Below are 24,424 nucleotides of genomic sequence, written 5' to 3' on the forward strand. Positions count from 1 at the left end.
TTCGAAGGATGAACGAAAGCATGTCAGGGTTCCGCATTTTCCCTACTCTTGGGGTGCCCTGGGGGAGGCTATTGCCCGGTGCCCGTGCGCCCGCCGGAGTTCACGAACCCGCCCGCCCGTGTGCCTGGCCCTTGCGACGGCCGCTGGGTATGGTGCGCCCGCGCCGCCCCGGAACCCCACACCGCCCCGGAGTCATCCCATGACGCTCCAGCGCCGGATCCTGATCCTGGCCACCGCCGTGGTCCTGCTCGCGGCCGTGGGCGTACTCGCCGTCGTGCGGGCCTCCTCCCGCGCCGACGAGAAGGACCACGCCCGGGTGGGCGGCCCGGCGGTCACCCCGGGCGCCGTCTCGCTGGCCGCGGGTGACGGCGGCCGGCGGATCGTGTTCCGCACCATGGCCTGGGGACCGCACCGGGACGAGCTCGCCACGGTCGCGACCGACGCGCCGCGGGGGCCCCGTACCGCGTCCGGGGTGAGCTGCCTGCGCTTCCACGCGGCGGGGGGCACCGGGATCTGCCTCCAGGCGGACCGGAGCGGGGTTCAGGAGGGTTATCGGGCCGTCGTGCTCGACGCCGGCCTGAAGGAGGTGTCCGCCCACCCGCTGGGCGGTCTCCCCACCCGGGCCCGGGTCTCGCCGGGCGGGCACCTCGCCGCCTGGACGGTCTTCGTCGGCGGCGACTCGTACGCCGGTACGAATTTCTCGACACGGACCTCGGTGCTCGACCTGCGCACGGGCAGGCTGGAGGCCTCGCTGGAGGACTTCACGATCCTGAAGGACGGCAAGCCGTACCGCAGCGCCGACGTCAACTTCTGGGGGGTCACCTTCGCCGCCGACGAGCGGACCTTCTACGCGACGCTGGCCACCGGCGGCCGGACCCACCTGGTCCGCGGGGACCTGGGCGAGCGCACCGTGACCACCCTGCGCGAGAACGTCGAGTGCCCGTCCCTGTCCCCGGACGGCACCCGGGTGGTGTTCAAGAAGCGCGTGCCGGGGCTGCCGGCCGAGGCGCCGTGGCGGCTGTACGCCCTGGACCTGGCCTCCGGCGCCGAGACCCCGCTCGCCGAGGAGCGCAGCGTCGACGATCAGGTGGTGTGGAGCGACGACCGGACCGTCGTCTACGCCCTGCCGGGAGACTTCGGCGCCGACCTGTACGCCGTACCGGCCGACGGGAGCGGCGCCCCCGCCCGGCTCATGGACTCGGCCCTCGCCCCGGCCTTCCTCGGGTGAGGAGGCCGCGGCGAGGGCCGGGAGGCAGGACCGTTCTTCCGTCCGGCCCGACGGGTTACGCGGGGATGAGCGTCTTGCGGCGCCGCTTGCGCTGCGCACCCGCCGACAGCCTCAGCTCGACGATCGACCGGACGGCCGGCCACTCCTCGTCGAGGATCGAGTAGAAGGCCGTACTGCGGACGGCACCGTCCAGACCCCGAGAATGGGCCCGGCGGACCCCCTCGCAGGTGAAGCCCAGCCGTTCCATCGCGGCTCTCGAACGGCCGTTGCGCGCGTCAGCGCGCAGCGAGATGCGCCGTACCCCCCAGGTCTCGAAGGCATGGCGGAGCATGAGCAGCTTCGCCTCGGTGTTGATGCCGGTTCCCTGGGCGCCCGGGGACAGCCAGGTATTGCCGATCTCGGCGGCATCGGGGATCGCCGTCGCCGGATCGCCGAACGGGACTCCGGGCACGGCGGGCCAGATCAGAGGCCCCTGCCAGTAGTCGAGTTCCAGGAACCGGGTCGAACCGACGACCCGCCCGTCGGTGGCTCTGACCACCGCGAACGGGAGCGATCGACCCGCGGCCTGATCGGCGAGGGCGCGTTCGATGTACTCGTGTGACGCCTGCACCCCGTGGGGCACGGGAGTGAAGGCGTAAGTCGTACGATCCTCGGCCCCGGCCACGGCCAGAGCCTCGGTGTGGTGGGGGGCGAGGGGCTCGAGCCGCACGGTGCGGCCCGCGAGGTGTACGGGTACGGGCACGGAGCCTTCGGTCCTTCTGGGCGGTGGGGTGGTTGCACAGTCTGCGTCCATGACGTCGCCCCCCGTGCAAAACACGAGTGAAAGGCAACCGGCTGTCAGGTGAACGCGAGTGGCTCAATGTAGCTCCTCGAAGTCCTCTCTTGAACCCCCAATTTGGCAATGGCGCGACACTGATTTCCGGGGACTTGGGTCCCCGCCGCGGAGGACCCGTAATCACGATCCACGGACATCCCTTCAACCGCACGACATGGGCCCCCCGGACGGCCGTGCCGGCTACCACCTGTCGCCGCTCGATCACGCCTGACCTGCGGTGATGTGAAAAAAGTCCGGTGCCCCCGAGCGAGGCCCGGCGAGCGGATCCCGCGGCCGGTCCCGGCGCCGCGCCGACCCGCCCCGACATCGAACACATGGTCGTCGGCGGTGTGTCCGTGAACGGTGGGATCACGGGGGAGGTACGACTGCGCCACCCGGGTCTGCTACGGCCCTCCCGGGGGGAGTCCGCCGTAGAGTCGGGACGAGGTTTCCGTCCGTCGAGGAGGACGTTCATGCTGCGAGGGATCGCGACGATCAACTTCTGGGCCGACGACCTGGAGGCGGCGAAGAACTGGTACACCGAGGTGCTCGGGATCGCCCCGTACTTCGAGCGCCCCGGGTACGCCGAGTTCCGCATCGGCGACCACCAGCAGGAGCTGGGCATCGTCGACCGCCGCTACGCCCCGCCGGGCGCGGCCGACAAGCCCGGCGGAGCGGTGGCCTACTGGGCGGTGGACGACCTGCCCGCGGTGCGGCAGCGGCTGCTGGACCTGGGGGCCGAGGAGTACCAGCCGGTGACCGCGCACGGTGACGGGGGCTTCGTCACGGCCGCCGTCACCGATCCCTTCGGCAATGTGCTCGGCATCATGCGCAACCCGCACTACCTGGAGGTCCTCGACGGGGCGACCCCGGACCCGGCCTGACCCCTCTCCCGCGTCGCTGAGATCATTCCGCCCATGGACGACGTACTGCGGCGACTGGCCGCCGTAGGACCCTTCTTCACCGTGCCCTTCGGGACGGAGCCCCCCGGCCCCGGTTTCCTCCCGCTCACCGCGCTGTACGGGGAGCGGCTCGGGCCGTACGTGGCCGAGGTGGGCCGGCGGATCGGCACCGGGCCCGGCCGGGTGGCCGCCTCGACCGCGCAGCTCGGGATCGCCTCCCGGCTCTGGTCGCTGGGGCTCGGGTGCGCGGCGCTGTCCGGCCGGATTCCGGACCTGGCCGCCGACCGGGTGTGGTGGCGGCTGCCGGACGCGGGATCGCTCCAGCTGTGGCTGCCCGAGCCCGCCCCCGGTCTGCCGGCCGAAGCCCTCGGGGAGAACGTCCTGGCGAATCTGGCGGTGCTCGACGCGGGCCTGCGCGAGGGCTTCGGGGTCTCGCCGAAGGTCCTGCGGGGGAACGCGGCGTCCGGGCTCGTCGGGGCGTTGCGGGTGCTGATCGACCGGGTGCCGGGCGGCGCGGCCGTGGAGCTGGCGGGCGCCCTGCTGGCCGACGGCGGAGCGCTGGGGGGCACCGGCACCTTCCTGCACGAGGAAGGGCTCGGGGTGGCCTTCGTACGGCGCAGCTGCTGCCTCTACTACCAGGTGCCCGGGGGCGGCCTCTGCGGGGACTGCGTGCTGCGCACGGGGCGGCGGAGGGGCTGACGGCCCCGGCCGGCGGGCGGCCGGCGCGCGGCCGTTCGGAGCAAGGGAGGGCGCGCCGACCCGGGACGGTCACGGGCCCGACGTACGGTCCGCTGCATGACCGCTCGTACACCGCTGCAGCCTTCCGCACTCACCCGTCGCGCGGCTCTGACCGGGCTCGCCGCGGGGGCGGGGGCGCTCGCCGTCGGGGGTGGTGCCCGCAGCGCGGCCGCCGCGCCCAAGCCGTCCGCCGAGGCCGTGGACCCCACCCCCGGGGCGATGAAGCTCTTCGACGACCCCGGCTTCAACTTCGCGGGCCTGCTCGCCCTGGGCGCCGCGGGGATGCGGGCCTCCGAGGTGGGCGAGGTCCTGACGGCGGTCAACGCCATCAACGCGGCCGGTCTGTCCGAGCAGACGTTCAGCGACACCTTCCGCGCCTGGGGGGACCGGCTCGCCGCACCCCCGGCCGCCGGCCGGCACGGCCACGAGGCCCCTTCGCAGACCCGTCGCTTCCGGTCCCTGCGCGCCGCCCAGTACTACGCGCAGTCGTTGTTCTACGTGCTCGGCACCGACCACCCCGGTGACGAGGAGGCCGTCTACCTGGCCGGGCGCAAGGCCTGGGACACCTTCACCCAGCTGTGCTCGCCCGCCGCCGTCCGCGCGAAGGTTCCGTACGGCCGGACCCACCTGCCGGTGTGGTTCTTCCGCCCGGACGGTCCCGCCGTACCGCGCCCCACCGTGATCCTGACCAACGGCAGCGACGGCCAGAACGTGGACATGTGGACGTACGGCGTGGCCGCCGCCCTGGGCCGGGGCTGGAACGCCCTCGTCCACGACGGACCCGGGCAGGGGCAGCTGCTGTTCGTGGAGGAGATCCCCTTCACCACCCGCTGGGAGAAGGTCGTCTCCCCGATCGTCGACTGGCTGGAGGAACGCAAGGACGTCGACAGCGGCCTGATCGCGATCACCGGCCTCAGCATGGGGGGCAACCTGGTCGCCCGCGCCGCCGCCTTCGAGCACCGGCTCGCGGCCGTGGCCTGCCAGCCCGGTTGCGTCAGCCCCTGGCTGGGATTCGACGCAGAGCTGCGCGCCGTCGTCACCCCCGACAAGGAGGAGACCAACCGGGTCTGGAACGAGGAGGTCGTCCCGGAGCTGACCCCGGAGCTCGCCTTCACCGTCAAGAAGCGGTTCGAGATCTTCGACAGGCAGGCCCTGCGCCAGGCCCGCGAGGGAGTCGTGCTCACGGACATCTGGACCCCGGCCCAGGTGGCCATGGGCCTCGACATCACCGCGGTGGTCGGGCGGATCAAGGCCCCGACGCTGGTCGTGGACTACGACTTCGAGCTGTTCTACCCGGGCCAGCCGCAGCAGATGTACGACCTGCTGCGCACGCGCCGTGAGTACGTGAAAATGACGGAGGCCACCGGGGCGCAGTTGCACTGCTCCCCGATGGCCCCGCAGCAGCACTGCGACGTCGTCTTCGACTGGCTCGCCGACGTGCTCCGGCGCTGACGGAACGTCCGACCTTCTAGAAGGTCAGGTTCCAGGAGTCGACCTTGCCGGTGTCGCCGCCGGCGTTGTCGTTGACCCGCAGCTTCCAGGTGCCGTTCGCGACCTCGGAGGAGGCGTTCACGGTGAAGACCTGGTTGATGTTGTCGGTGCTGCCGCCCGCACGGTTGTGCACGGTGTAGACGGTGCCGTCCGGCGCGACCAGGTCGACCTTGAGGTCACCGATGTAGGTGTGCACGATGTTCACGCCCACCTTGAGGGTGGCCGGGGCGTTGCCGGTGACACCGCTGACGGTGATCGGGCTCTCCACGGTGGTGTTGTCGCCGATGGCGACGTCACCGGTGTTCTCGAAGTACTTGCCGGGCGGCGGGGTGCTGCCGACGGCCTTCAGCGCGTCGACCTGACCCTCGCCGAAGAAGCCGTTCTTCGCCGTGGTGCCCTTGCAGCGGCTGTCCGACGGGCAGGCGACGTCATTGGCCTGGGTGGCCAGCTTGTCGCGCAGCTGCGCCGGGGTGATGCCCGGGTTGGTGCTGGCCAGCAGGGCCGCCACACCGGCGACGTGCGGGGACGCCATCGAGGTGCCGCTCATGGTGCCGTACTTGCCGCCCGGCTGGGTGCTGTAGATACCGACGGAGTCGCCGCCGGGGGCGGTCACGTCGACCACGTTCAGGCCGTAGTTGGAGTACGAGGCCTTCGCGGTGGTACCCATCGCCGAGACCGTGACCACGCCCGGGAGCTCGGTCGGGATGTCCAGGCAGGCGTTGGTGATGGTGCGGGTGACCGGCGTCGAGTCGTTCGGGCTCTCGGTGTCGGTCGTCTTGTTGGCCAGGTCGATGTTGGAGTTGCCGGCCGCAGCGACCTGCAGCGAGCCCTTGCCCTCCGCGTACTCCTGGGCGCGCTTGACGCCCTCGATGATCGCGGCCTGGTCGGCGTTGTCCGGGCAGTTGAACTGCCACGGGTCGGTGTAGTAGCTGTTGTTGGTGACCTTGAAGCCGTGGTCACCGGCCCACATGAAACCGCAGACGGTGTTCTCGGCGAAGAAGAGCGAGGAGCCCGGCTCGGCGATGCGCACCGAGGAGATCTTCACGCCCGGGGCCACGCCGATGACGCCCTTGCCGTTCTTGGCGGCCGCGACCGTACCGGCCACGTGCGTGCCGTGGGTGCCGACGTCCCGCCAGGCGCCCGTACGGGCGTCCGGCTTGCCGTAGGCGCAGGACGCGGAGTCCGCCGCGTTGAAGTTCGGGGCCAGGTCCTGGTGCTGGTCGTCGACACCGGTGTCCAGGATGCCGACCTTGACGGAGGCGGAACCGGTGGTGACGGCCCAGGCCTGGTCGGCCTTGATCTGGGTCATGTCGGCGCGGACCGGCTCGCCCGAAGGCGTCGTGGCCTGCGTCGGGTTGGCGGGAAGCGCCGGGTTGTAGGCGTCCGCCGGGACGTCCGAGGTACGAGTGGCGCCGACCTGCTGGACGCCGCTCACACCGCGCATGGTGGTGGCGAAGGAACCGGACGCGGAGTGGGCGACGATCACGCCGATCGCGTCGTAGTACTGGAAGACCGTGCCGTTGTTGGCGGTGACGGCGTTGCGTACCGCGGTGGTGTCACCAGGAGCGGTGATCACGAGGTAGGCGCGGGTACCGGCAACCCAGGTCGCACTCTGGGAAGTCGGGGCCGCGGCCTTCGGGGCCGCCGCGGGGGCGGGGGCCGACGAGCCGTTGGGCGAGACGGGGGCGGTGCCGGCGAGCGCGGCGGGGGCCCCGAAAGCGAGTGCCGCGCCGAGCGTGGCGGCCAGCACGAGGGTACGTCGAGGTCGGCTGGATATGTGGGGTATCAATGCGTCCTCCGAAGACCCGGTGGTCAGGCCGGGTCGAACGAAACAAGTGGTGGACGCAAGATGTCATGCACACAGCCGGTTACGGAAGTACCTTTTACAGCCGGGGGGTTCGGTTATCGGTGGCCGAATACCGACTATGGGTGCAACTGGGGAGAATGCGTCGGCCGACCGGGCTGGGCACCGTGGGGGCGAGCCCTGCCCGGTCGGCCCGTGGGGGCGCTCCGGTCAGACCGGTACCCCGTCCTTGGGGCTGCCCGAGGGCTGCGGCACGGAATCAGAGGTTCCGTCGAGCTCGGTGGACCGTGTCGGCTCGCCTTCGCCCTGCGTACCGTGCCCGTCGTCCACCAGCGTGCTCTCGTCGAACGGCAGTCGTCCGGCGAGGACTTCGGTGGCGCGCGCGTGGTCGAACTCCTTCGTCCACGTTCCGATGAGCACCGTGGCGACCGCATTGCCGGCGAAGTTCGTCAGGGCCCGGGCCTCGCTCATGAACCGGTCGATACCCACGATGAGGCCGACGCCGTCCACCAGTTCCGGCCGGTGCGACTGAAGTCCGCCGGCGAGGGTGGCCAGACCCGCGCCGGTCACCCCGGCCGCACCCTTCGAGGCGATGATCATGAACAGCAGGAGCGAGATCTGCTCGCCCAGTGCCAGCGGCTTGCCCATCGCCTCGGCGATGAACAGCGAGGACATCGTCAGATAGATGGCCGTCCCGTCCAGGTTGAAGGAGTAGCCCGTCGGCACGGTGATCCCGGTGACCGGCCGGGAGACCCCCAGATGCTCCATCTTCGCGATCAGCCGCGGCAGCGCCGACTCCGAGGAGGAGGTCGAGAGGATCAGCAGGAACTCCCGGCCCAGATAGCGCAGCAGGGCGAAGACGCTGACCCCGGTGCAGACCCGCAGCAGCGTGCCGAGGACCACGAACACGAACAGCAGGCAGGTCGTGTAGAAGCCGATCATGATCACGGCGAGGGACTTCAGCGCGTCGACGCCGGTGGCCCCGACGACCGCCGCGATGGCCCCGAAGGCGCCCACCGGCGCCGCCCACATGATCATCGCGAGGATCCGGAAGACGAGCTTCTGGAGGTGTCCGATGCCCCGCAGCACCGGCTCGCCCGCCGTGCCCATGGCCTGCAGCGCGAACCCGCACAGCAGCGCCACCAACAGCGTCTGCAGCACCTCGCCGCCGGTGAAGGCGGAGACCAGGGTGGTCGGGATGATCCCGAGCAGGAACTCCGGCGTGCTCTCGGCCCCGCCCGCCTTGGCCTGTGCCTCGCCCGCACTGCGCACGGCCTCGGTCAGGTGCAGCCCGCTGCCCGGTTCCAGCAGATTGCCGACCAGCAGGCCGATGGCCAGCGCCACCGTCGACATGACCATGAAGTAGCCGAGGGCCAGTCCGCCCACGGCGCCCACCTTGGCGGCCTTGCGCACGGACCCGATGCCCAGCACGATCGTGCAGAAGATCACCGGCGAGATCATCATCTTGATGAGGTTGACGAAGCCGGTGCCCAGCGGTTTGAGCTCCACGGCCACGCCGGGGGCGGCGAAGCCGACGGCGATGCCGAGCAGCACCGCGCCGATCACCGCGATGTAGAGATAGTGCGTTCTGTCGCGCCTGGCGGCCACGATGCCTCCCGGTGGTGATTACGTTCGGGGAGACCATCGCCCAGGGCTGTGACCCCGGTCACCCTTACGTTCATTGAGTTCACGACCCGGGGCACACTGAGCGCCATGTTCCGCTTCCCCCGCCCCCCGCGCAGCCTCGCCGGCCAGCTCTTCGCCATGCAGGTGCTGCTGGTCGCCGTGGTCGTCGCGGGCTGCGCCGTCTTCGCGTACGCCACGGCCCGCGGCCAGGCCGAGGAGGCCGCCCGACGCCAGGCCGGAGCCGTGGCCCGCGCGGTCGCCGACTCCCCGTCCGTACGCGAGGCCGTACGGGGGGCGGCGGGCGGGACGGACCCGTCCACCCTGCTCCAGCCCTACGCGGAGCGGGTCCGGGAGGACTCCGGGGTGGCCTTCGTGACGATCATGTCCCCGGAGGGGCGGCGCTGGACCCACCCCGACCCCCGCCGGATCGGCGAGCTGTTCATGGGCAACACCGCACCCGCGCTGCGCGGCGAGACCTTCAGCGAGACGTACACCGGCACCCTCGGCCCGTCCATCCGCGTGGTCACCCCGCTCGAGGACGAGGGCCGGATCATCGGCCTGGTCAGCGCGGGGATCACCGTCCGCGCCATCAGCGATCGGCTCGCCACGCAGCTCTCCGCCCTCGCCTGGGTCGCGGGCGGCGCGCTGGCCCTCGGCGGCGTGGGCACGTACGTCGTCAACGCGAGGCTGCGCCGTCACACTCATGGCATGAACGCGGCGGAGCTCAGCCGGATGTACGACTACCACCAGGCGGCCCTGCACGGGGTCCGCGAGGGTCTGCTGATGCTCGACGGGCAGCGCCGGATCACGTTGATCAACGACGCCGGGCGCGAACTGCTGGCCCTGCCGGGCGAGGTCACCGGCACCAAGGTCGCCGAGCTCGGTCTGCCGGCCCCGCTCACCGGGGCCCTGCTCGCGGACCGGCCCCGGGTGGACGAGGTGCACCTGACCGCGGACCGGGTGCTGGTGGTCAACAGCTCGCCGGTCGCCGGCGGCGGTCGTCGGGGCACCGTGGTCACCCTGCGCGACCACACCGAACTACAGGCGCTGACCGGCGAGTTGGACCATGAACGGGGCTTCACCCAAGCGCTGCGCTCCCAGGCCCACGAGGCCGCGAACCGGCTGCACACCGTGGTCTCGCTCATCGAACTCGGCCGCGCGGACGAGGCGGTCGACTTCGCCACCGCCGAGCTGGAACTCGCCCAGGCCCTGACCGACGAGGTGGTCACCGCGGTGGGGGAGCCGGTGCTGGTGGCGCTGCTGCTGGGCAAGGCCGCCCAGGCGCACGAGCGGGGCGTCGAGCTGGTCGTCACCGCCGACAGCCGCAGCCTCGCCGAAGGGGGCGGACTGCCGCCGGCCCGGGACCTGGTCACCGTGCTCGGCAATCTCATCGACAACGCGGTCGACGCGCTCACCGCCGTACCGGGGGCCCGGATCGCGGTGACGCTGCGGCCCGAGCCGGACGAGCTGCTGCTGCGCGTCGCGGACAACGGACCCGGGCTGCCCGAGGGGGTCGACGTGTTCCGCCGGGGCTGGTCCGGCAAGGGCGAGGGTCGCGGTCTCGGCCTGGCGCTGGTCCGGCAGGTCGCGGAGCGCTACGGCGGCGCGGTGGTCGCGGCCCAGGGCCCGGGCGGTGGAGCGGAGTTCACGGTCCGCCTGCCGATCGCGTCGGAGCCCGCGCCCGCACCGGCGCCCGCGCCCGCATCCGCGCCCGCCGGTCCGGGGGACCCGAGATGAGCGGCGGCGAGGTCCGCGTGCTGATCGTCGAGGACGATCCGGTGGCCGCCGACGCGCACGCGCTCTACATCGGCCGGGTGCCCGGCTTCACCGCCGTCGGCGCCGTCCACTCGCTCGCCGAGGCCACCCGATTCCTGGAGCGGACCCGCGTCGACCTGCTGCTCCTGGACCTCGGCCTGCCCGACGGGCACGGCCTGCGGTTCGCGCGCGGGCTGCGTGCCGCCGGGCATCCCGTCGACGTGATCGTGGTGACCTCCGCGCGGGACCTGGCCGTGGTCCGCGAGAGCGTCTCGCTCGGAGTGGTCCAGTACGTACTGAAGCCGTTCGCGTTCCCCACCCTGCGCGAACGGCTCCTGCGCTACGCCGAGTTCCGCCAGACGGCGGGCGAGGCGGTCGGCCAGGACGACGTCGACCGGGCGATGGCGGCTCTGCGCGCGCCCCGCCCGGCCGAGCTCCCCAAAGGGCTGAGCGGCCCGACCCTGGACCGGGTCGCCGCCCTGCTGCGGTCGGCGCCCGAGGGCCTGACCGCGGCGGGGGCGGCCGAGGCGGCGGGCATCTCCCGGATCACCGCCCGTCGCTACCTGGAACACCTGGTGGACACCGGCCGCGCGGACCGCACCCCCCGGTACGGCCAGGTCGGCCGCCCCGAACTGCACTACCGCTGGTTGGCGGCGACCGGTTCGGTGTCGAAGGTGTAGAACTTCCGGTGATCCAGCATGTCCGCCGGGGTCACGTTGTTCCAGGGCCGCATGGTGTCGTTCAGGTCGACGACGTTCTGCGTGCCCGCCCCCGGCAGGTACGTGGACTGGGGGTGCTTGGCCTGCCAGTCGGCCCACAGCTTGTCGATGAAGGCGTGGTGCATCCAGAACACCGGGTCGTTCGGGGAGACGCCGGTGGACATCTGCCCGCCGACCCACACGTGCACCCGGTTGTGCAGGTTGGCGCCGCGCCAGCCCTCCAGGTTGTTGCGGAAACCGTTGGAGGAGCTGTTCCAGGGCGCCATGTCGTAGACCGACATGGCGAGTTCGGCGTCCACCTCGGCCTTGGTCGGCAGCTGAGCGACGGCCGTGCCGAGATCGCGGCGCAGGTAGGCACGCCCGTCCACGCGAACGTTTATGTTCCACTTGCCGGTCGAGTACGCGAAGGCGCCGTCCATGACCTGCCCGTCACGGGCCCGTCCGGTGCCACCGAGGAAGTCGGGAGCCCAGAGGGAGGCGCGGGAGGTCCGGTCCACCGTCCAGTCCCAGTAGGGGAGCGCGACGCTCGCGTCCACTTTCTGCAGTGCCTCCTCGAACTCGAGGAGGAAGCGCCGGTGCCACGGCAGGAAGGAGGGGGAGCGGTGTCCGACACGGTCGCCCGAGTCGGTGTCGCTCATGATGAAGCCGTTGTGGGTGGTGACGAAGCGGTCGTAGACGCCGGTGCGCTTGAGCTCCTGCAGGGCCGAGACGAAGGCGCGCTTCTCCTCGGGCGTCAGCGTGGCCTGGTTCTTGCGTACGGTCATGCCGCACCTCCGAAGGGAACGAGGGCGGCGCCCTGGAGATCGCGGACCGCGGCCCGGGCGAGGAGCTTCGGGTCGGCGAAGGTCTCGTAGTGGTTGATGACGCTGATCCAGGTGCCGTCGGCGTTGCGCATGATGTGCAGTTCCTGGCCGTCTATTCGGACGGTGGGCTGACCGGGCGAGTGGTGGCCGCCGTGGTGGCCACCACCGCCGGCGGTGATCTGGATACGACGGCCCTTGTAGACCTCGTCGACCGCGCCCGGGGTGGTGGGCTCGGTGGGAGTCGCGGCGGCGCTCGTGGCGCCCGCGGCGGCGGCGGTCAGGCCAAGCACGGTGAGGGCACCGGCTGTTGTCCCCAAGGCCTGACGGCGAGTGATCTTCTTCATGGCCGAAGAGGTATCAGGACTCGGGAGAGGCTTGGCCTGTATCCGGACATGCGCGGATAAGTTTCCGGTAGAACAAGTTGGATGATCTTCCCGTTCGACGCGGCTTCGGGGGCCGGAACGGGAAGATCTGCTGGATAGACCTTACTCGACAGTAATTTCTTCTGGGCGAGGGGGTGGATATGTGCGGGATCACACTCCAGAGTCGGCCGGAAGCAGAGCGTCAGACCGGGCCCGCGGTGTCGAGTGGTCCCGCGGCGCGGCTCGGGAGTGCCTCCGCGGGGGTCCGTGGGGCGGCGTTCTTCGAGCCGGCCGGCGGGCCACGGGCCCCTGGTCGGTCGCGCCGGACGCCGCGCGCCGCCGACCTGGCCATCGGCATCCCCTTGTTGTCACTCGGGGCGGGATGGCTCGTGCGGGACGCCATGTCCGGTCACGGCCTGGACATCTGGGCGGCCCAGGGGGACCTGGGGCGGATCGAGACGGCGGACCTCGCCCACATGGCACGGATTCAGACCTTCCTCGTGGTCGCGCTCCTCGCCCTCGTGTCCCGGGCGCCTCGAACGGTGCTGTCGCAGGTACTGCTCGCCATCCTGGCCGGAGTCGTGCTGACGGCCGCGCAACACAGCTGGGACCGTCCCCATCCCGACTCGACCGGCTCGGTGCCGGAAGGCGAGGGGTCGCGCCATCGCGAGAACAACGCCTTCCGTATGCCGGGTGAGATGTCTCCCGCGAGCACCCAGGACGCCCGGCGGGACGCCGACCGCGTTGGCCGGCATCCGCGTCCATGACGACGCCTGTGTCACCGCCTTCGTGCAGAGGGCCGACTACGAGGTGAAGACCAACGGTTCGTACCTCGAAGGGGGCTGCTGCGAACCGCCTGCCGGTCACTGACCGACCGCACCGCCACCGCCGCTGCCGCATCCACCGTCGTCACGCACGCGCGGCCGCGCGAGGTCGGTCCGGGGTGACCGGTCATCCTGCCCGATAATGGATACTTCTGCGCCTATAGTCGCGATATGGCTCTTCACGAGACGAAGGACGCACGCGCCCAGGACGCCGACACGGACGTGTTCGCGTCCTCGCTGAGCGGCCAGATCCTCCCCAAGTACAAGATTCCTGAGGACCACTCACCCACCGAGGTCGTCTACGAGCTGCTCCGCAACGAGCTGCTCCTGGACGGCAACGCGGCCCAGAACCTGGCCACCTTCTGCACCACCTGGTCGGACGAGGGCGTCCATCGCCTGATGAACGTCTGCCTCGACAAGAACATGATCGACAAGGACGAGTACCCGCAGACCGCCGAGATCGAGTCCCGCTGCGTCAACATCCTCGCCGATCTGTGGAACGCCCCCGCGGGCGCCACCGCGGCCGGCTGCTCCACCACCGGCTCCAGCGAGGCCGCCATGCTCGGCGGACTCGCCCTCAAATGGCGCTGGCGCGAGCGCCGCCGCGCCGCGGGCCTGCCCACCGACCGTCCCAACCTGGTGTGCGGCCCGGTCCAGATCTGCTGGGAGAAGTTCGCCCGCTACTTCGACGTCGAACTGCGGCAGGTCCCGATCGAGGCCGACGCCACCGGCCTGCAGGCCCATCAGCTCGCCGAGTACGTCGACGAGAACACCATCGGCGTCGTCGCCATCCTCGGCGTCACCTACACCTGCGACTACGAGCCCGTCGCCGAGATCGCCGCCGAGCTCGACCGGATCCAGGCCGAGCACGGCTGGGACGTCCCCATCCACGTGGACGGCGCGAGCGGCGGGTTCGTGGCGCCCTTCCTCCACCCCGACGTGGTGTGGGACTTCCGGCTGGAGCGCGTCGCCTCGGTCAACACCTCCGGCCACAAGTACGGACTCGCGCCGCTGGGCGTCGGCTGGATCATCTGGCGCACAGCCGACCTGCTCCCCGCCGAACTCGTCTTCAAGGTGGACTACCTCGGCGGCGACATGCCGACCTTCGCCCTCAACTTCTCCCGCCCCGGCGGCGAGATCATCGCGCAGTACTACCTGTTCCTGCGCCTGGGCCGGGCCGGCTACCGGCGCGTCCAGGAGGCCTGCGCCGACACCGCCCAGTACCTCGCCCGGCAGATCGCCGACATGGGCCCCTTCACCCTCCTCTACGACGGCCAGGGCGCGCTGCCCGCCGTCTCCTACAAGCTCACCGACCCGGACGCCTCCCCCTTCAGCCTCTACGACCTCTCCGAACGGCTGCGCATGCGCGGCTGGCAGGTGCCCTCGTACCCGCTACCCGCCGACCGCGACGACACGGTCATCCAACGCGTCCTCGTCCGGCACGGCGTGACCCGCGACCAGATGGCCCTGCTCGTCACCGACCTGCGCGCGGCCGTGGCACACCTGACGGCCACGCCCCCGCCCGTACCGGCCGCCGAACCGAGGTCCGGCTTCCACCACTGACCGTCGGCCCCACCGTCCCGCCGTCGGCGGTGAGGTCGACATCCGGACCTCCCCCTTGATCGGGCGGGTCGACGGATGACACCTTGGTGATCATGAGTGAGGATTTCGAGGAACACCGGCGACTGCTGTTCGGCACGGCCTACCGGATGCTGGGCAGCGTCGCCGACGCCGAGGACATCGTGCAGGACGCCTGGCTCGCCTGGCACCGCACCGACCACGCGGCCGTCGAGAACCCCAGGGCCTACCTGGTGCGCACCGTCACCAATCTGAGCCTCAACCGGCTCAGGTCGGCCCAGGTCGTTCGCGAGGCGTACGTCGGGCCCTGGCTGCCCGAACCGCTCCTCACCTCGCCCGACATCGCCGAGGAGGCCGAACTGGCCGACACGGTCTCCATGGCGGTCCTGGTCGTCCTGGAGACCCTGAGCCCGACCGAGCGCGCGGTCTTCATGCTCCGCGAGGTGTTCGGGTACTCCCACACCGAGATCGCGGAGGTCGTCGGGAAGTCCGAGGCGAGCGTCCGGCAGTCCGCGCACCGGGCCCGGGAACACGTCCGGGCCCGCCGCCCCCGCTTCACCGCCAAGGCCGCCGAGCAGCGCGAGATCGTCGAGAAGTTCCGGCGGGCGTGCCTCGGTGGGGACCTCGGCGAGGTGCTCACGGTCCTCGCCCCGGACATCGTCTCCTGGGCCGACGGCGGCGGCATCGTCACCGCCGCCCGCCGCCCGCTGCACGGAGCCGACCACGTCGCCCGCTGGTGGCTCGGCGTCCTGGCCAAGGCCGAGGCCCGCGACGGGGAGATGCACCTCGCCGAGATCAACGGTGAGCCCGGCCTGCTGCTCGTCCACCAGGGCGCGACCGTCGGCGCCGTGACCTTCGAGGCCGCCGACGGCCGGATCACCGCACTGCGCGTCACCGTCAACCCGGAGAAGCTACGGGGCCTGCGGCCTGACGCGCCGACCGACTAGGGCGTCCAGGCCCCGCCGCCAGGGGTCGGGCGACCGCGGGTCGGGCGACCGCGGGCTACCGCGCGCCGAAGTTCTGGGTCCACCAGGGGCCGCCCGACCCCTGGTGGATGCCCACGCCGATGTCCTTGAAGGAGCAGTTGAGGATGTTCGCCTTGTGGCCCGGGCTCTTCATCCAGGAGTCCATGACCGACTGGGCCGTCTGCTGGCCCCGCGCGATGTTCTCCCCGTACGTCGACCAGCGGTAGCCGGCCGCGGTCGTCCGGTCGCCCGGGTCCTTGCCGTCCGGGCTGGTGTGCGCGAAGAAGTCCCGGGCCGCCATGTCGTCGGAGTGCCCCTGAGCCGCCGCGCGCAGCTGCGGGTCCTCCTTGAGGGGGCCGCAGCCGGCCGCCGCCCGCTCGCTGTTGACCAGGGCCACGACCTGGCCGGCGATCCCCGACGGCGGGGCGGGCGCCGGCTTGACCGGCGAGGCCTTCGGGCTCGGGGACTTGCTCTTGGACTGCGTCGGGCTCGGGCTCGCCGACGGGCTCGGCGAGGCGGATGCCGACGGGGAGGGCGAGGGGGAGGCGGAGGGCGAGGCCGACTCCGAGGGCAGAGCGGGGGATTCGGTCGCCGAGAGCGCGGCCAGCGGGGTCGCCGGCGCGGAGGCGCCGTCCTTCGTGTCGCCGGAACCGGGCAGACCCCCGAGGTACACGAGCCCGCCGCCCGCGACACAGGCCGCGAGCACCGCACCGCCGACCACCCGGCGGCGGCTCTGCCGGCGCTTGCGCAGCGCGCCCCGACCACCGCCGCCCATGTCGGCCACCGGGGTGAGCTGCGTCGCGGCATCGTCGAAGCCGCCGTGGAGGCCGCCGTCGAAGCCCCCGTCGACACCCTCGGCGAAGGCGACGCTCGCGGGGGCGAAGCCGGCCGCTCCGCCCGTCTTCATCCCCGCCAGCAGGGCCGCCGACACCGGGACCAGGGCCAGACCGGCCAGCAATCCCTCCGCCGGAACCAGTCCGCTCCACAGACCGGAGCAACGTACGCATTCACGGGCGTGCCGGGCTATTCGCTTGCGCCACAGCGCGGAGGGCTCCCCGTCCCAGCCCCCCATCACGGTCCGCAGCTCCTCGCACGCCGGGTGGGTGTCCAGCGCCCGCTCCACCACCCGGGCCGACTCCAGCTGCGCCTTCATCCGCTGCACCCGCACCGCCGTGTGCTGCGGGGACAGTTCCAGCGCGCCCGCCACCTCGGCCCGGGTCAGCTCCCCGGCGCACTCCAGCCACCACAGGGACAGCAGCGCCCGGTCCTCGGGCTCCAGCCAGCGGGTGGCGCGGGCCGTCTCGCGCCGCTGGCCGGCGAGGTGCAGGCGGGCGACGGTCAGGTCGACGAAGTCGGCACCCGGGTCGGCGACATCGCTCGCGGCCTCCAGGGTGCTCTCGCCGAAACCGCTCTGCCGGGCCTGCCAGTGCGCCCGTACGCGGTTCATCGCGATGGCCACCAGCCAGGACCGGAAGCTCTCGTCCACACGCAGGCCGCCCAGCCCGTCGAGCGCCCGCAGCATCGTGTCCTGCACCACGTCGTCCACGTCGCAGGACCCGTTGAGAGCCCGCCCGACGATGTTGTAGACGAGCGGGAGATGGGCGCTGACGAGCTCGTCCTGCGCGCGGGGGTCGCCCGCGCGGGCCGCTGCCACGAGCGCTGCGGTGTGCTGAGTAGTCATGTGATGTTCCCTGTCCGTACCGGCGGTCGATGATGCCCGATACATGGGAGACCGTCGACGGGGGCGTCGATAACAGTTATCCGGAAGAATTTTCCCGAAGAGTTCTCACCGCCCCTCCACCGGGGGTCACAGCAGCGGAGCCAGCGCCTCCGCGGCCGTGCGCAAGGCCGGTGCGTACGCCGCGATCTCCTCGCGGGACACGAGGAAGGTGACCGTGGTGACGCTGACCCCGCCGACCGGCCGGCCCGTCGGACCGAGGATCGCCGAGCCGATGCACCGGATGGTGGGTTCGTTCTCCTCGTCGTCGACGGCGAAGCCCTGGGCGCGGACCGCCGCCAGTTGGGCGTGCAGGGCCCGTGCGGTCGTGAGGGTGTGCGGCGTCCTGCGCGGCAGCCCGGTCGCGTCGATCAGTTCCCGTACCTCCTCGGCGGGCAGCTGGGCCAGGATGCTCTTCCCGATCGCGGTCGTGTGCAGCGGCATGCGCATGCCGACGCGGGAGGCCGTCCGGAAGGGCTGTTCCTCGCTCTCCAGCTTGCGGATGTAGGTGATGGTCCGCCCGCTGTGCAGGGCCAGATGGACCGTCTGGCCGGTGGCCCGCCGGAGTTCGCCGAGGATGCGCCCGATGCTGGGTGGTTCCCCGGCGTCGACCAGGGCGGACAGTCCGCGCAGCCGCGACCCCACCCCGTACCGGCTGTCGGCCTCCTGGCGTACGAAGCCCTGCTCGACCAGCGAGGCCAGGATGCGGAAGGCGCTCGACTTGGGCACCGCGGCCGCCGCCGTCACATCGGCGAGGCGGTGCGGGCCGCCGGGCGCGGCCACCGCCTCCAGGACGCGCAGGGACTTCTCCAGGGCGGAACCGGCCGCGGAGGTCCGCCCCGCGCGCCCGCCCGTCGCCGTCTCGTCCATTGACACGAGCGCTCCTCGCGTGGGTAGGGTCCCGATCACATGGTTCCGTCACACGTTACGACGTTCCACTACGTGGAACAAGCGGCGTGGAGCGAAGGGGAGGGTCCTGCGTTGCCCGATCACCTGCCCGATCACGTGTCCGGCCACATGTCCGGCCACGTCTCCGGCCACCTGTACGCGGCGCTGGCCGCCCAGCGCGTACTGCCCGTACTGCGCGAGGCCGACGCCGACGAGGCGGTCCGCCGCACCACCGCCCTGCTCGCCGCCGGCTGCCGCGCGGTCGAACTCACCACCTCCATCCCCGGCTGGGCCGGGGCCGTCTCCCGCACCGCCCCGCTGAGCGACGTCCACGGCCGCCCGGCGTTCATCGGCGTCGGCACGGTCACCAGCACCGCGCAGGCGGAGACCGCCCTGGACGCGGGCGCCGCCTTCCTGATCTCCCCCTATCCGGCCCCCGAGGTCCGCGCCGTGGCCGTACGCCGCGAAGCCGTCTTCATCGAGGGCGGGTTCACCCCCGGCGAGATCGCCGCCGCCGTCCGGGCCGCCGGAGCCGCCAAGGTCTTCCCGGCGCACGTGGGCGGCCCCGGATTCGTCCGCTCGCTCAAGGCCGTCCTGCCCACCGCGGTGATCGTCCCGACCGGCGGCATCCGGCCCGCCGAGGTCCCCGACTGGCTCGCGGCCGGCGCCACGGCCGTCGGCATCGGCGGCGGACTACCGACCGACCCGGACGAACTGGCCGCCGTGTTCGCCGGAGCGGCCCCGCCGTGCCCCGTGCCCCGCGACGCCGCCGCGGGGTGCTGACCGTGCCCGGACGAACCGAACCGCGCTACGACGTCCTCGTACTCGGCGAGGTCCTGGTCGAGATCCACGCGGACACCGCCCTGCGCGAGGCCGCCGACGGCACCCGGGCCCGTATCTCCTACTCCGGGGACGCCCTCAACGCGGCGGCCGCCGCGGCCGCGGCCGGCGCCCGTACCGCCCTGCTCGCCGTGGTCGGCGACGACGAACTCACCGTCCCGCTGCTCCGCCGGGCCGCCGAACTCGGCGTGGACGTCTCCCATGTCCGCCGCGCCCCGCACCCCAACGGCGCCTACCTGCTCTCCGCCGACACCGACGGCGACCGCGCGTTCGTCTACTGGCGCACCCGCAGCGCCGGTTCCACCCTCGCGCCCCATCACATCGCGTCCTGGCGCGCGTTGCTGACCCGTTGCGGAGCGCTCGTCACCAGCGGCGTCACCGGCGCCCTGTCACCGAGCAGCGGCGCCGCCGTACTGTCCGCCGCCCGCCTCGTGCACGGGGCGGGCGGGCACCTGACCTACGACCCCAACTTCCGCTCCCGGCTGACCGGCCAGGCCGAGGCCCGCGAGCTGCTGACCCGGATCGCGCCGCTGACCGGGCTGCTCAAGGCCTCCTGTCCGGCCGACGCGACGGCCCTGCTCGACACCACCGACCCGGGCACCGCCGCGGCCCGCTGCCGCGCGCTCGGCGCCCGCGCGGTCGCGGTCACCGCGGGCGCCGACCGGCTCCTGCTGGACGACGGCACGCGGGTGGAGTACCACCCCGTGCCCGTCAATCCGGAGCCGGTGGACGCGACCGGCGCGGGGGACTGCTTCACCGGCACGACCACCGCCCGGCTCGTCCTCGGTGACACCCTCGCGGACGCGGTGGCGTACGGCACGGCCGCGGCCTCCCTCTCGGTCTCCGGCCGTGGCGGCACCGGACGGGTCCCCGCCTTCACCGAGACGGCGGCACTGGCCGCCTCGCATCGCAGGTCCGGCCGGGACACGCCCTAGGTTCTGTCTCTTTGGTCAGTGTCGGGTCCAGATGAGGATGCCGGCGAGGTGGAGTGCGGCCTGGTAGGCGATGGCGAGTTTGTCGGTTCGCGTGGCCAGGCCGCGCCATTGCTTGAGGCGGTTGATGCAGCGTTCGACGGTGTTTCGTTGCTTGTAGGCCTCGCGGTCGAAGCCGGGCGGGCGGCCTCCGTGACGGCCTCGCCGTTGGCGGTGGCCGATCTGGTCGGACGGCTGCGGGATGACCGCGCGGATTCCCCGGCGCCGCAGATGGGCCCGGATCGCGCGTGAGGAGTAGGCGCGGTCGGCCAGGACGACCGCGGGCCTGGTTCGGGGCCTGCCCGGACCGGTGCGGGGCACGCGGATACGGTCCATCACCGTCTCGAAGGCAGGTGCGTCACCGGCCTGGCCTGCCGTGACGGTGAAGGCCAAGGGGCGGGCCCGGCCGTCGGCCGCGAGGTGGACTTTGGTGCTCAGGCCTCCGCGGGAGCGTCCGAGTGCGTGATCGGCCGGCTCCCGGCGTCCCGCCGCCCCTTTTTGAGTGCTCCGGCGGCGTGCTGGTGCGCTCGGACGACGGTCGAATCGACGGAGACGGTCCAGTCGATGTCGTCGGCGGCGTCCGCCGCGGCCAGGACCGAGGCCAGGATCCGTTCCCAGGTTCCATCGACGGCCCATCTGACCAGCCGTTTGTGAGCGGTCTGGAACGACCCGAGCTCGTCGGGCAGGTCCCGCCAGGGCGAGTTGGTGCGGTACTTCCACGCGATGGCTTCCAGGGTGCGCCGGTGGTCGGCCCACCGCCGTCCACGGACCGGATCGGCCGGCATCAGCGGCTCGATCCGGTCCCACATCGCATCAGTGATCACTAATCGGACAGACACATCCGATCAACTGACCAACCCATCAAAGAGACACGCGCTAGGGGGCGTCGGGCTCGGTGACCCAGCCGGCCGCCAGCACCAGCCGCGAGGTCCGGTGGACGGCCAGGAAGCCGAACGGCCTGTCGAAGCACACCTCGGCCCGGCGGGCCCTGTACCTGGGCCGTGCCGGCGCCGCGCAGCCGGCCGCCGCGCCGAAGGTGCTGACGGCGGCGGCCTCGAAGCCCGCGGCGTCGAACCGGGCCAGCGCGGACTGCCGTGCCGAAGTGATGGCCAGCGGCTGGGAACTGATGCCGGGAAAGTGGCCGTGATCCGCGTCGGTGGCGGTCTCCAGCCCGAACAGCCGGGCGTGGTCCAGGAGGTCGTGTTCCGACCGCACTTCGAAGGCCACCGTCTCGATGTCCAGCCGGGGTCGGGGGGAGAAGGCGGCCACCGTGCGGACCGCCAGCCCCGGACCGGGGCGCCCGTCCGGGAGCAGGCTCGCTCCCGTCGCGGGCCGGGCCCTGGTGACAGCGGCGATCCCGGTGGTGAGGGTGTCACCGACCGGTGCTTCGGGCTCGCCCAGCACGAGGTGGACGTCCACGCCCGCCGCCCCGACGACCTCCAGGAGGGTGACCGCACCGGAGGGACCGTGCGCCACGCCCACCCGGTCGAGCAGCGAGGTGCTGCGGTACAGACTGCGCACGGGGCGCCCGGCCCACGGGCCGGTGTGCGGCTCCCCTTCCCCGTCGACGAACGGCTGGATCCATCGCAGCCGCAACGTGAGCGCGGAGACGAGGACCATCAGGGTGCTCTCGTCCAGGACCGCCGGCATGCGCTCGATCAGCCCGTCCGTCCGGTCCGACGCCCACGCGTCGAGCGCCTTGGCATCGGCGTCCGGGTCCCCGGTCAGCGTCCCTCGGGCGCCGGTCGGGAGCTTCGCCGACCAGTCGTCCTCCAGCGGGAGCCCGGCATCGGTCCACAGGCCGGTCGCCGTCCGAAGACCCCGCACGCCGGCCAGTGCGGCCACCAGATCGCGGGCAGCCTGGCCCGCGCCCTCGGCGGGTATGCCCAGGGCCTGCGCCAGTTCGGCGCGGGCCGGGCCGTCCGAGCCGTCCGCGAGCAGGGCGAGCAGCGGCCAGAGCCCGGCCGCGGTGAACACCGTGCCCGGGTTCCCGGCCGGGGCCTGCGCGGCCGCGGCCCAGCGCGTCGTCAGCCGATTGACCGCCCGTACCGTCGAGTTCCTCATGCGGGGGAGCGTACGTGGAGGGGCGCCGCCGGGCCGGACGATTTTCCGCGGCCCGGCGGCGCCGGTCTCGGGCGGCCCGGGTCAGCGGCCGCGCAGGCCCCGGTCGACGGCGGTCATCAGCTCGCCGTCCGCGGTGTCCGCGTCGAGCGACCAGAACATCGCGCCGCCGAGGCCGTGTTCGCGGATGTACCCGGTCTTGGCGCGCAGCACCTGCGGGTCGTCGTACGTCCACAGGGTGGTGCCGTCGAAGAGCCAGGCGTGGCCGCCGCGCCGGTCCCGGTGGATCGTGTAGGTACCGGAGTCGGCCAGCTTCTTCAGCGCCTTGTAGTCCTCGTACCCGGCGGCCCAGGTGGCCGGTGCCGGGCCGGTGGCCGGCTGCCCCATGCCGTCCCCGCCGCCGCTGACCCCGGTCCAGCCCTGGCCGTAGAACGGCATGCCCATCACGAGCTTGTTCGCGGGCGCGCCGCGTCGCAGCCAGGCGTCCACCGTGCCGTCGACGCTGAAGTCGCCCCGTGCGCGGAGCGCGGACTGCTGGGCGGTCCTCGGTTCGCCGGAGACGTGGAAGTCGTAGCCCTGGAGGGTCACGAAGTCGAGGTCGCGCATGATCCGGCGGACGTCGAAGCCCGCGTCGATCTTGGCGGGGGCGGTCGGGACGAAGGCGCTGAGCTCGTACTTCGTCTTCTTCTTCTGGCTCCGCGCGTACGCGTCGAGCTGCGTGCGGAACTCCTTGACGAGCGCGGTGAAGTTCTGTTTGTCCTCGGGCCGGTACGTGGTGTCGGTGTCGCCCGCGGAACCGGGCCACTCCCAGTCGAGGTCGATCCCGTCGAACACGCCGGCGGCCGCGCCCGCGCCGCCGCGGGCGCCGTCCTGCGGAAGGTTGCCCTTGATGTACAGGTCGATGCAGGACTCGACGAAGGCCTTGCGGGAGGCCGGGGTGAGCGCGGCGTCCGAGAAGTGCGTGGACCAGCTCCAACCGCCCAGCGAGATCAGCACCTTCAGGCCGGGGTGCTCGGCCTTGAGCTCGCGCAGCTGATTGAAGTTACCGGCGAGGGGCTGCTCGCCGGTGTCGGCGACCCCGTCGACGGAGTTCGCGGCGTCGAGCGGGCGTACGTAGTCGGCCCAGGCGTCGGCCTCGCCGGGCACGTTCCCGGTGAAGCACCGGCCCTGTGGACTGATGTTGCCGAAGGCGTAGTTGATGTGGGTGAGTTTGCCGGCGGAGCCGTTCGCCTCCAGGTCCTGGACCTGGAAGTCCCGTCCGTAGACGCCCCATTGGGTGAAGTAGCCGACCTTCTTGTACGAACGGTCGTGGCCGCCACCGTCGGCCTGGGCGACGGCGGCGGGCGCGAAGGCGGTCAGCAAGGAGAGGGAGCAGGCGGCGACGGCCAGCCTGCCGAGCATGCTGCGGCGCATGGGCTTCCTTTGCGGATGCGGGGAGCGGGGCGTGTGCGCGTGCGCTGTGCATGCCGGAAACTATTGGTCTGGACCAGAGCGGTCAAGGGGGCGGCCGAAACTCGCCCGCTACGGGAGCGGCAGGCTCCAGTGCCCGACGTCGTCGGCGAGGCCGGCATCGAGGGCGAACTGGACCGCGGCCGGGTCGGCGTCCCGCGGCAGCCGGAAGGTGATGAAGCCCTCCGCCGTACCTCCGGGGTCGAGAGTGACGGTCTCGGGGAAGGACGGCCCCGCGGTGGTGGGGACGTCGTCGCCGGTGAACCGCCGCCCGTCGGTGTCCAGCAGGTGCGCGGCCGGCGCGGGGGAGTCCTGGTAGACGGCGGTCCCCGTGTTCTCCAGACGGAGGCGCGTCGCGACGAGCCGCTCGCTCCCGGTGGGCTCCTGACCTGCGGGGTCGGCCGGATCCACCACCCGCGTCAACGTGACGTCGAGCCGTTCGCCCGGCTCGTTCCCGGCGAGGGAGATCGTCTCCCCCGAGCCGCCCGGGGCCGCGCCCAGCAGGACGGGCGCGAGGAGCGCGAGCGCGAGGAGCGAGCCCCGCAGGCGCCCCGTTCGTCGGCTTCGGGGCATGACGGAACCTCCGCTCCACGGGTCCCCTCACCCACGATCCTCCGCACCCCGAGGTCGCGCCACCCCCGGACCGGCGGACGCCGGCTCCGCACGGTCCGGTCGACCGCCGAGGAACTCTCACCCGGTCGAGCCACCAATTGATTGGATCTCCGGGCGCGTTCGTGCCATGGTTGGTCCCACCGAAGGGGTGTAGCTCAGCTGGTCAGAGCGCCGGTCTCCAAAACCGAAGGCCGCAGGTTCGAATCCTGCCGCCCCTGCGACACCGACAGCGCACCTGTCGAGCACGCCCGGCCGAGAGCACCGCTCCCGGCCGGGC

At 72.3% G+C, this 24,424-nt stretch carries 22 protein-coding genes and 1 tRNA gene; 12 read left to right on the forward strand and 11 right to left on the reverse strand.

Going from position 1 to position 24,424, the window contains the following annotated elements; all coding sequences use genetic code 11:
• The first annotated feature begins 199 nt into the window (after positions 1-199).
• A complete protein-coding gene (locus OG624_RS38325; protein WP_371640520.1) occupies positions 200-1,228 on the forward strand; it encodes a TolB family protein in 1,029 nt (342 codons plus the stop codon).
• Positions 1,229-1,283: 55 nt separating this feature from the next.
• Here the strand turns inward: OG624_RS38325 and OG624_RS38330 are convergent, their stop codons facing one another.
• Complete coding sequence (locus tag OG624_RS38330; protein WP_371640521.1) at positions 1,284-1,970, reverse strand: GNAT family N-acetyltransferase; 687 nt, start codon at positions 1,968-1,970, stop codon at positions 1,284-1,286.
• A 545-nt stretch (positions 1,971-2,515) separates the two neighbouring features.
• Between OG624_RS38330 and OG624_RS38335 the strand changes: the two genes are divergently transcribed.
• The 3 genes from OG624_RS38335 (at position 2,516) to OG624_RS38345 (ending at position 5,134) form a co-directional block, all read left to right on the forward strand.
• Positions 2,516-2,926 carry a VOC family protein gene (locus tag OG624_RS38335; protein WP_371640522.1) on the forward strand — a complete coding sequence of 137 codons (411 nt, stop codon included), beginning with the start codon at positions 2,516-2,518 and terminating at the stop codon, positions 2,924-2,926.
• 33 nt (positions 2,927-2,959) lie between these two features.
• Positions 2,960-3,643: a (2Fe-2S)-binding protein gene (locus tag OG624_RS38340; RefSeq protein WP_371589530.1), complete on the forward strand. Its 684-nt coding sequence runs from the start codon at positions 2,960-2,962 to the stop codon at positions 3,641-3,643.
• 96 nt (positions 3,644-3,739) lie between these two features.
• A complete protein-coding gene (locus tag OG624_RS38345; RefSeq protein WP_371640523.1) occupies positions 3,740-5,134 on the forward strand; it encodes an alpha/beta hydrolase family protein in 1,395 nt (464 codons plus the stop codon).
• A 16-nt stretch (positions 5,135-5,150) separates the two neighbouring features.
• Here OG624_RS38345 and OG624_RS38350 read toward each other — a convergent pair whose 3' ends face one another.
• Both OG624_RS38350 and OG624_RS38355 read right to left on the reverse strand, forming a co-directional pair.
• A complete protein-coding gene (locus OG624_RS38350) occupies positions 5,151-6,923 on the reverse strand; it encodes a S8 family peptidase (RefSeq protein ID WP_326749962.1) in 1,773 nt (590 codons plus the stop codon).
• A gap of 264 nt (positions 6,924-7,187) precedes the next feature.
• On the reverse strand, positions 7,188-8,585 hold the full coding sequence (locus tag OG624_RS38355) for a cation:dicarboxylate symporter family transporter (protein ID WP_371640524.1): 1,398 nt from the start codon (positions 8,583-8,585) through the stop codon (positions 7,188-7,190).
• 156 nt (positions 8,586-8,741) lie between these two features.
• Between OG624_RS38355 and OG624_RS38360 the strand changes: the two genes are divergently transcribed.
• Both OG624_RS38360 and OG624_RS38365 read left to right on the forward strand, forming a co-directional pair.
• Positions 8,742-10,340, forward strand: coding sequence for a sensor histidine kinase (locus OG624_RS38360; protein ID WP_442759664.1), 1,599 nt, complete (start codon positions 8,742-8,744; stop codon positions 10,338-10,340).
• Complete coding sequence (locus OG624_RS38365; RefSeq protein WP_033216459.1) at positions 10,337-11,038, forward strand: response regulator; 702 nt, start codon at positions 10,337-10,339, stop codon at positions 11,036-11,038. The genes OG624_RS38360 and OG624_RS38365 overlap by 4 nt, the downstream gene beginning before the upstream one ends.
• Here the strand turns inward: OG624_RS38365 and melC2 are convergent.
• Together melC2 and melC1 are read right to left on the reverse strand one after the other, a co-directional pair.
• Positions 10,996-11,841 (reverse strand): tyrosinase MelC2, encoded by an 846-nt coding sequence (gene melC2 / locus OG624_RS38370; RefSeq protein WP_371640526.1) that lies wholly within the window; start codon positions 11,839-11,841, stop codon positions 10,996-10,998. The genes OG624_RS38365 and melC2 overlap by 43 nt on opposite strands.
• A complete protein-coding gene (gene melC1, locus OG624_RS38375) occupies positions 11,838-12,224 on the reverse strand; it encodes an apotyrosinase chaperone MelC1 (protein WP_033216463.1) in 387 nt (128 codons plus the stop codon). Before melC1 ends, melC2 begins: the two co-directional genes overlap by 4 nt.
• 179 nt (positions 12,225-12,403) lie before the next feature.
• Here melC1 and OG624_RS38380 point away from each other — a divergent pair, with 179 nt between their 5' ends.
• From OG624_RS38380 to OG624_RS38390, 3 genes are all read left to right on the forward strand, one after another.
• Positions 12,404-13,009: a DUF6234 family protein gene (locus tag OG624_RS38380; protein ID WP_371640527.1), complete on the forward strand. Its 606-nt coding sequence runs from the start codon at positions 12,404-12,406 to the stop codon at positions 13,007-13,009.
• Between the two features lie 228 nt (positions 13,010-13,237).
• The gene (locus OG624_RS38385; RefSeq protein WP_033216465.1) at positions 13,238-14,629 is read left to right on the forward strand and encodes a glutamate decarboxylase; all 1,392 of its coding nucleotides are present in this window, start codon (positions 13,238-13,240) and stop codon (positions 14,627-14,629) included.
• Between the two features lie 92 nt (positions 14,630-14,721).
• The gene (locus tag OG624_RS38390; protein ID WP_033217128.1) at positions 14,722-15,591 is read left to right on the forward strand and encodes an RNA polymerase sigma-70 factor; all 870 of its coding nucleotides are present in this window, start codon (positions 14,722-14,724) and stop codon (positions 15,589-15,591) included.
• Between the two features lie 55 nt (positions 15,592-15,646).
• Here OG624_RS38390 and OG624_RS38395 read toward each other — a convergent pair whose 3' ends face one another.
• Together OG624_RS38395 and OG624_RS38400 are read right to left on the reverse strand one after the other, a co-directional pair.
• Entirely contained in the window at positions 15,647-17,290 is a 1,644-nt protein-coding gene (locus tag OG624_RS38395; protein ID WP_033216467.1) for a sigma-70 family RNA polymerase sigma factor, read from the reverse strand.
• A gap of 126 nt (positions 17,291-17,416) precedes the next feature.
• Positions 17,417-18,196, reverse strand: coding sequence for an IclR family transcriptional regulator (locus OG624_RS38400; protein WP_371640913.1), 780 nt, complete (start codon positions 18,194-18,196; stop codon positions 17,417-17,419).
• A gap of 111 nt (positions 18,197-18,307) precedes the next feature.
• Between OG624_RS38400 and OG624_RS38405 the strand changes: the two genes are divergently transcribed.
• Together OG624_RS38405 and OG624_RS38410 are read left to right on the forward strand one after the other, a co-directional pair.
• Positions 18,308-18,997, forward strand: coding sequence for a bifunctional 4-hydroxy-2-oxoglutarate aldolase/2-dehydro-3-deoxy-phosphogluconate aldolase (locus tag OG624_RS38405; RefSeq protein ID WP_371640528.1), 690 nt, complete (start codon positions 18,308-18,310; stop codon positions 18,995-18,997).
• Positions 18,998-18,999: 2 nt separating this feature from the next.
• Entirely contained in the window at positions 19,000-19,989 is a 990-nt protein-coding gene (locus tag OG624_RS38410; RefSeq protein WP_051762992.1) for a PfkB family carbohydrate kinase, read from the forward strand.
• Positions 19,990-20,004: 15 nt separating this feature from the next.
• Here the strand turns inward: OG624_RS38410 and OG624_RS38415 are convergent.
• From OG624_RS38415 to OG624_RS38430, 4 genes are all read right to left on the reverse strand, one after another.
• Positions 20,005-20,834, reverse strand: a protein-coding gene (locus OG624_RS38415) for an IS5 family transposase (protein WP_326750623.1) whose coding sequence is annotated in 2 segments (ribosomal slippage) — positions 20,005-20,504 and positions 20,504-20,834 — 831 coding nt in all. Because the reading frame shifts where the segments join, the coding sequence is not laid out codon by codon here.
• 67 nt (positions 20,835-20,901) lie between these two features.
• Positions 20,902-22,089, reverse strand: a complete 1,188-nt coding sequence (locus tag OG624_RS38420) for a serpin family protein (RefSeq protein WP_371640529.1) — start codon at positions 22,087-22,089, stop codon at positions 20,902-20,904.
• Positions 22,090-22,170: 81 nt separating this feature from the next.
• Positions 22,171-23,499 (reverse strand): glycoside hydrolase family 18 protein, encoded by a 1,329-nt coding sequence (locus tag OG624_RS38425; protein WP_326749971.1) that lies wholly within the window; start codon positions 23,497-23,499, stop codon positions 22,171-22,173.
• Positions 23,500-23,607: 108 nt separating this feature from the next.
• A complete protein-coding gene (locus tag OG624_RS38430; RefSeq protein ID WP_371640530.1) occupies positions 23,608-24,108 on the reverse strand; it encodes a DUF4352 domain-containing protein in 501 nt (166 codons plus the stop codon).
• Between the two features lie 183 nt (positions 24,109-24,291).
• Between OG624_RS38430 and OG624_RS38435 the strand changes: the two genes are divergently transcribed.
• Positions 24,292-24,365, forward strand: a tRNA-Trp gene (locus OG624_RS38435).
• Positions 24,366-24,424 lie beyond the last annotated feature (59 nt).

Origin of the sequence: Streptomyces virginiae (assembly GCF_041432505.1) — a bacterium.
Classification (GTDB): Bacteria; Actinomycetota; Actinomycetes; order Streptomycetales; family Streptomycetaceae; genus Streptomyces; species Streptomyces virginiae_A.